10 protein-coding genes are annotated in these 6,461 nt (G+C 44.3%); 5 read left to right on the top strand and 5 right to left on the bottom strand.

The window, feature by feature from the left end:
• Nucleotides 1-68 precede the first annotated feature (68 nt).
• The 3 genes from yumC to ACKA06_RS20560 all read left to right on the top strand — a co-directional run bounded on the left by yumC (nt 69) and on the right by ACKA06_RS20560 (nt 2,075).
• On the top strand, nt 69-1,067 hold the full coding sequence (gene yumC / locus ACKA06_RS20550) for a ferredoxin--NADP reductase 2 (RefSeq protein WP_032086411.1): 999 nt from the start codon (nt 69-71) through the stop codon (nt 1,065-1,067).
• A gap of 73 nt (nt 1,068-1,140) precedes the next feature.
• Entirely contained in the window at nt 1,141-1,353 is a 213-nt protein-coding gene (locus ACKA06_RS20555; RefSeq protein ID WP_032086412.1) for a hypothetical protein, read from the top strand.
• An 80-nt stretch (nt 1,354-1,433) separates the two neighbouring features.
• Nucleotides 1,434-2,075 (top strand): SDR family oxidoreductase, encoded by a 642-nt coding sequence (locus ACKA06_RS20560; protein ID WP_032086413.1) that lies wholly within the window; start codon nt 1,434-1,436, stop codon nt 2,073-2,075.
• Between the two features lie 55 nt (nt 2,076-2,130).
• Here the strand turns inward: ACKA06_RS20560 and ACKA06_RS20565 are convergent, their stop codons facing one another.
• Entirely contained in the window at nt 2,131-2,493 is a 363-nt protein-coding gene (locus ACKA06_RS20565; protein ID WP_032086466.1) for a HesB/IscA family protein, read from the bottom strand.
• A gap of 324 nt (nt 2,494-2,817) precedes the next feature.
• On the opposite strand from ACKA06_RS20565, the gene ACKA06_RS20570 reads away from it, so the two are divergent.
• Nucleotides 2,818-3,525: a DUF2225 domain-containing protein gene (locus ACKA06_RS20570; protein WP_032086467.1), complete on the top strand. Its 708-nt coding sequence runs from the start codon at nt 2,818-2,820 to the stop codon at nt 3,523-3,525.
• A 43-nt stretch (nt 3,526-3,568) separates the two neighbouring features.
• Here the strand turns inward: ACKA06_RS20570 and ACKA06_RS20575 are convergent, their stop codons facing one another.
• Both ACKA06_RS20575 and ACKA06_RS20580 read right to left on the bottom strand, forming a co-directional pair.
• Nucleotides 3,569-3,943, bottom strand: a complete 375-nt coding sequence (locus ACKA06_RS20575) for a VOC family protein (RefSeq protein WP_214871995.1) — start codon at nt 3,941-3,943, stop codon at nt 3,569-3,571.
• A gap of 100 nt (nt 3,944-4,043) precedes the next feature.
• The gene (locus ACKA06_RS20580; RefSeq protein ID WP_456153949.1) at nt 4,044-4,280 is read right to left on the bottom strand and encodes a YuzB family protein; all 237 of its coding nucleotides are present in this window, start codon (nt 4,278-4,280) and stop codon (nt 4,044-4,046) included.
• A 326-nt stretch (nt 4,281-4,606) separates the two neighbouring features.
• Here ACKA06_RS20580 and ACKA06_RS20585 point away from each other — a divergent pair, with 326 nt between their 5' ends.
• Nucleotides 4,607-5,674, top strand: a complete 1,068-nt coding sequence (locus tag ACKA06_RS20585; RefSeq protein WP_032086470.1) for an NAD(P)/FAD-dependent oxidoreductase — start codon at nt 4,607-4,609, stop codon at nt 5,672-5,674.
• 84 nt (nt 5,675-5,758) lie between these two features.
• Here ACKA06_RS20585 and ACKA06_RS20590 read toward each other — a convergent pair whose 3' ends face one another.
• Nucleotides 5,759-6,085: a YuzD family protein gene (locus ACKA06_RS20590; RefSeq protein ID WP_032086471.1), complete on the bottom strand. Its 327-nt coding sequence runs from the start codon at nt 6,083-6,085 to the stop codon at nt 5,759-5,761.
• 118 nt (nt 6,086-6,203) lie between these two features.
• Nucleotides 6,204-6,329, bottom strand: coding sequence for a hypothetical protein (locus ACKA06_RS20595; RefSeq protein ID WP_411160532.1), 126 nt, complete (start codon nt 6,327-6,329; stop codon nt 6,204-6,206).
• Between the last annotated feature and the right edge of the window lie 132 nt (nt 6,330-6,461).

The following is a 6,461-nucleotide window of genomic DNA, read 5'->3' on the forward strand; positions in this document are numbered from 1 at the left end:
TGGGAAGGATTGATATCTTTATGATAGAATAAATTAAAGAGATGTAACTTAATTTGGGAGGGATCTACTTGAAGGAAGACCAAAAGGTTTACGATATAACAATCATAGGAGGAGGCCCTACAGGGTTATTCACTGCCTTCTATGGCGGGATGAGAAAAGCTTCAGTGAAGATCATCGAGAGTCTGCCCCAACTGGGCGGTCAGCTATCCACCCTTTATCCCGAAAAATACATATATGATGTGGCCGGTTTCCCGAAGGTAAAAGCACAGGACCTTGTGAACAACCTAAAGGAACAGATGGCCAAGTTCGAAACCACGATCTGTCTGGAGCAGGCAGTTGAAAGTGTGGAAAAACAGGGAGACGGATGCTTCAAGCTCTCTACTGATAAAGAAGTTCACTATTCAAAGACCATTATCATCACGGCCGGAAATGGTGCTTTTCAACCGAGACGCCTTGAGCTGGAAAATGCCATGCAATATGAAGGAAAGAATCTTCATTATTTCGTGGATAATATGGAAAGATTCAAAGGAAAGAAAGTCGCGATCTGCGGCGGCGGGGATTCCGCGGTCGATTGGGCACTCATGCTTGAACCGATTGCAGAAAAGGTCTATCTCATCCACAGAAGGGATAAATTCCGTGCCCATGAACACAGTGTGGAGAATCTGCACAATTCATCTGTCGAACTCAAGACTCCATTTGTCCCTGCTGAAATCGTGGGGGACGAATCAAGAATCCATCAGATCATCCTTGAAGAAGTCCGCGGGGATGAAAAGGAAATCCTGGATATCGACGAGCTGATCGTCAACTTCGGATTCGTTTCTTCTCTCGGTCCCATCAAGGACTGGGGGCTCGAAATCGAGAAAAACTCCATCGTCGTCAATTCCCGGATGGAAACAAATATAGAAGGAATTTACGCAGCCGGGGATATCTCGACGTATGACGGAAAAGTAAAACTGATCGCAAGCGGCTTTGGTGAAGCCCCTACCGCCGTCAACAATGCAAAAGCCTACATGGATCCAAAAGCACGGGTACAGCCAATGCACAGTACATCGATGTTTACGGATTGATGAGCAATGAAGATCCAGGTATCAGGCCTGGATCTTTTTCATTTATAAAAAATATTATAAGGAGGTAAATGATATGTTTATAGGACGGACACTCTATATTTTAGGAATGCTTACAGCAGCATTATGCTTTATTGGATTTATGATGATTGTATTTACTTCAGGTTCGGGCGGGAATGAGCTTATTTATACTTTTTTCGGCTTTCTCAATGGACTGATGGCAATGGGAGTCGGAGAGCTGGTGATCGACTCAAATCATCGACAGAAAATAGAGAATCCAGATGGGTAACCTACCCGTTTGTTTATTTTAGCAAGGAATGGGTAGACCAATAATAAAGGCAAAAATCTTACAAAGGATGTTGAATAAAGATGAATGTACTTGTTATTGGAGCAAACGGCCATACAGGCCGACTGGTATTGAAAGAACTGAAGAACAGCACACAACACTTTTCCAAAGCGATGATCCGTAAATCGGAACAGACGAAAGATATGGAGGAGCTCGGTGCCAGACCGATTGTTGCCGATCTTGAACAGGACTTTTCTTATGCGCTTGAAAACGTGAATGCGGTGATCTTCGCTGCAGGAAGCGGAAGTAAAACCGGAGAAGACAAAACCATCGCAATCGATCAGGAAGGTGCAAAAAAAGCGGTCGACTACGCAAAGGAAAAAGGCATCGAACGTTTCATCATGCTCAGTTCGATGGGTGCCGACCAGCCGGAAAACGCACCTGAAGGCATGGGTGTATACTTAAATGCGAAGCATGATGCAGACGTACACCTTAAAGAAAGCGGACTGAACTATACGATCGTCCGTCCCGGTGCCCTGACCCATGATGAGGCAAAAGGAAAAATAATCGCACAGTCTTCAATAGAAGACAAAAGCGGTGACATTCCCCGTGCAGATGTTGCAAAAGTTCTGGTGGAATCGTTAACTGCGCCAGAGACGAACCATAAGGTAATTGAAATATTGAGCGGTGAAACACCGGTTGAAGAAGCTTTAAAGAAGTTATAAAAACAAAAAGAAGGACCCTCCCGTAATAAATCGGAGGGTCCTCTTTATTTATCTTCTAGCAGTTCTCAGGCGTTCCTTTATTCGTTGCCGTCACGAACGAAGATCCGCACCCGCATGAAGCAATGGCATTCGGATTATCAATCGTGAAGCCTCCGCCCATCATGGACTGCTTATAATCAATTTTTGTACCGTTTAGAATGGGAGCATCCTCCTTTGAAACAACCAGCTTCAGTCCGAACTGTTCCAGGACTTCATCACCTTCCTGCACCTCGTGTTCGAAACCCATTCCGTATGAAAGGCCGCTGCAGCCTCCACCTTTAACCGATACGCGAAGCATGGCATCTGCCTCATCATGTTCCTTCATCATATCTTTAATCTGAAGGGCAGCAGCTTCCGTAAGAATTACAACTTCACTCATTCACTACACCTCCAACCTTTTCTCTTCTTACTTATTAGTATACTCCTTTCTATTTTACTACTCAACCGATGGGAACTATGTGAATGACATCTGCCCCTTCTGAAAAAATTTCATTTGCTGGTGGTTCCCGGGATGTGGTGCCTGGCTCAAATCAACCCTTTAGGCCTGGCTCAAAAACGCCTGATCCTGCCAGGCACCGAGTCCCCGCCCTCTCACTAAGTAAAAATACCCAACAATCAGCCAGATCCCTGAAGAAAAGACTAGTCCTCTCCACATAAAACAAGGTATAATAAGGAAAATAGTCCCTTTCCTGAGGTGAGATTGATGACTGAAGTAACTCCTTACTACGATAAAAAAATCCAGTGCCTTGCATGCAGGCATTCCTATTCCACCACCAAAATCCGCTCCCGGTTCGTCAAAGTGAAAGGTCATGAAAGCGACTTCTGCCCTGTATACGGTTCTGATGAAATCAACCCTTTACTCTACAATGTATCCGTATGCCCCCGATGCGGCTTCTCTTTTACCGATGAATTCAGCAAATATATCGTCCAGGTTTTAAAAACAGACCTCGAGAAAAAAATCAGCCGTCACTGGCAGCCCCAGGACTACGGAGGTATCCGTACCATCGATGAGGCAATCAAAACGTATAAGCTCGCTGCGTATTGTGCCTTGATCAAAAAGGAAAAGAAAATCACGATCGCCGGACTCTATTTGCGGACAGCGTGGCTGTACCGAAAAATCAATCAATCAGACCAGGAAAGAAGATTCATCAATCTTGCCACCCATGAATATATCGAGTCCTATTTAAGCGATGATTTCAGAGGAACGTCCATGTCCGAAACGAAACTTCTCTACCTGATTGCAGACCTCCTCCGCCGTCAGGATAAAGTTGATGAAGCTGTAAAATACCTTTCAAAAGTAATTGAAAAACAGCATCTTTCAACCGAACCGAAGATTGTGGAAATGGCCAAGGAACGGTGGTATGAAATGAGGGAAAGCTTCAAGGAGCAGAAGCGGAACAACCCCGCTTAACAATATTCAGGAACGCTAAAAAAAGAAAGCTGGAGCAGCCGCTCTAGCTTTCTTCAAATATGCCCGGACTGTATGCCTCGAGCATGTTTCCATCGGGATCAAAAAACTTAAAGTGGCTTTGGTGAGCCGGGGCCTCTTCTACTTTGACCTCTTTTTCACGAAGCTTTTCATAAAGAGTATCTTTGTATTTCCGAGAAATTTGCAATACAGGATAAGTTGAATGGTTTCTACCTGCTGCTTCTTTGTCTTGAATTAAACAAAGGGTCCCTAAGGGAGAACCCCCTCCAAATGAAAGTACGACCGTCGTACCGTAATCTTTTTCTATTTTACACTGCAGTATTTCACTGTACCAATTCTTCGCTGCCACGATATCTGTCACCATTACGTTGGTTTGCATGACACCCAGGAAAACACTCATATCCTCACCCTTTCTTATCATACTTTTCTAATTCACCACAACTCTTCCAATTCCTTCCTCAAAACAAAAAAAGCCGACCCAAAGGATCAGCTTCTGCATATTAAAACATCGGATTTTCTTCCAGGTGCTTATAGATATTTTCCACCAATTCTTCTGGTGTATCCCCCTCAACGGGCTCTCCATTCACTAATGCGTAAAAAGATGACGCACATTTCCCGCAGTAGCCCAGGCAGCCGTATTCAATGACGTCGAGGTTTGGATCTCTTTCTAATATTTCAAGCGCTTTTTGCGCTCCGCTCGCTAAATTACTGATACAAAATTCGATAATAGGCAGCAATTTCATCACCTCTCTACTCTCTGTAATGCTACCTTTTTTTAATTCGCCCGTCAATCATTGCGCATGGTATATCCGTATAACAGATTGTGAACTATTTCCCTTATTTCTGTTGTGAAAACGAGGTTATTTCGATATACTTTTAATGTTAATAGGTTTATTTATTGAAAAAACGATGCAATTATGAATCATATTGAAAATGCTTACTTTTCAGGACAGCCGTCCTTTCGCCTCTATCAAGGTGGAGCTTTTGCTTCTGTCCCGGTAGAGAATCTTACATAAAATTTTATTCCAACAAAATTGCTGAGTGCCAAAAAGGGGAAATGATCATGAAACAACTAGTGCTGCTTGGCGGAGGATATGGCAATATGCGAGTCCTTCTCCGCTTGTTACCGAACCAACTCCCGGAAGATGTATCCATTACGTTAATTGACCGCAATCCATACCACAGCTTGAAAACGGAGTACTATGCTCTGGCAGCGGGCACGATATCCGATCATCATGTACGCGTATCATTCCCGGAGCATGATCGTTTATCCTATGTGTACGGAGAGATTTCAAAGATTGATACAAAAAATAAGCTTGTCCATCTTCAGGATCAGGAGGCTGTCCCTTACGATGACCTCGTCGTCGGCCTTGGCTGTGAAGATAAATATCATAATGTCCCGGGTGCCGATGAATTCACATACAGCATCCAGACGATCGACAAGTCGCGCAGAACCTATCAAACACTCAATAATCTTCCGGCCGGCTCCATCGTCGGGATTGTCGGAGCTGGACTCAGCGGCATCGAGCTGGCCAGTGAACTGCGAGAAAGCCGTTCCGATCTTAAGATCAAGCTTTTTGACCGCGGAACCCGTATCCTGAATGCGTTCCCGGAACGCTTGAGCTCTTATGTACACGGCTGGTTCGAAGAAAACAATGTAGAAATCGTGAATAATTCAAATATCACAAAAGTGGAGCCCAACACGCTTCATAACCACGAAGAGCAGATTTACTGCGATGCCATCGTATGGACTGCCGGGATTCAACCGACACGTGTCGTCCGTGAAATGGAAGTTGAAAAAGACTCAAGCGGGCGCGTTGTGATTTCCAAATATCATAATCTCCCGGACGATGAACATGTCTATGTTGTCGGGGACTGCGCGAGTCTCCCGCAAGCTCCGAGTGCACAGCTGGCAGAAGGACAGGCAGAGCAGATCGTCCAGATCCTGCTGAAACGCTGGAAAGATGAACCCCTGCCGGATGAACTGCCTAAGATCAAATTAAAGGGGATCCTGGGCTCACTTGGTAAGAAGCACGGATTCGGACTGGTGAACGAGCGCTCCATCACAGGACGCGTCGCCCGCCTGTTGAAATCAGGTGTTTTATGGATGTACAAGTATCATAATGGATGAATGGACGAAGAAACCGCCTGTGACCGGCGGTTTCTTTTTTTAAAAAAAAGACCTTCCTTAAAGGAAAGTCTTCCATACTCTTCTTTAAACAGCCTTATACCCGTACTTCTCAAGCTCCGTGTAAATTGTCTTTAAACGGGGATTCCCTTCCCCGACCACGTTGCCTTCCAGGAGGACAACCGGATAGAACATATCCTCTTCAATCACTCTTTCGGCGAAGCTTCTGGCGGCTTCATCCTCCGGCGGGTTGTAGATGTCTATATATTTTATGATGAATGGCTGATCAGGATACTTGCGGCCCACCGCAGCTTCAAGCCATTCATACGTTTCCTTCGATGACGGCATATTCACACAACTTGGACAAATAATCTCAGCCCCATACACATGAATCTCAACCGGTTTACGTTCCATACTCTCATCTCCCCTTCATTCCCCTCATACCATCATTCTACAAAAAAATCAGCAAAGTGGGAATACAAATGGTGTTTCACAGCAAGTTTTTGATAAATTAGGATAGTGGACCGGACCTTTATACAAAAACACCAAAGAAGGTTGGATAAAATACTGTAAATATTTGCAACCCCGCCTTTTCAGGATCAAATGGTGTGCACTTATCCATTTTCAAAACCGAATCCAGCGATTGATTGTAGTTCAAAACGTAGACTCCTACCATGAAAATAAAGTTCTATAATATGGAAAAACGGCAATATTAAAGAAGACGCAGCTCATTCTTCTTTTTTTAGGGAGAGCGTCTTATTCAAATTTCTAGTGAGTTGGAGAATGATTT

The organism is Rossellomorea oryzaecorticis, assembly GCF_045897515.1.
In the GTDB taxonomy this organism is placed as follows: Bacteria; Bacillota; Bacilli; order Bacillales; family Bacillaceae_B; genus Rossellomorea; species Rossellomorea enclensis.

Bases quoted from the DNA above. Each gene is read 5' to 3' on its own strand.
- ACKA06_RS20555 (WP_032086412.1), top strand. From the start codon at position 1,141: ATGTTTATAGGACGGACACTCTATATTTTAGGAATGCTTACAGCAGCA.
- ACKA06_RS20560 (WP_032086413.1), top strand. From the start codon at position 1,434: ATGAATGTACTTGTTATTGGAGCAAACGGCCATACAGGCCGACTGGTA.
- ACKA06_RS20565 (WP_032086466.1), bottom strand. From the start codon at position 2,493: ATGAGTGAAGTTGTAATTCTTACGGAAGCTGCTGCCCTTCAGATTAAA.
- ACKA06_RS20570 (WP_032086467.1), top strand. From the start codon at position 2,818: ATGACTGAAGTAACTCCTTACTACGATAAAAAAATCCAGTGCCTTGCA.
- ACKA06_RS20575 (WP_214871995.1), bottom strand. From the start codon at position 3,943: ATGAGTGTTTTCCTGGGTGTCATGCAAACCAACGTAATGGTGACAGAT.
- ACKA06_RS20585 (WP_032086470.1), top strand. From the start codon at position 4,607: ATGAAACAACTAGTGCTGCTTGGCGGAGGATATGGCAATATGCGAGTC.
- ACKA06_RS20590 (WP_032086471.1), bottom strand. From the start codon at position 6,085: ATGGAACGTAAACCGGTTGAGATTCATGTGTATGGGGCTGAGATTATT.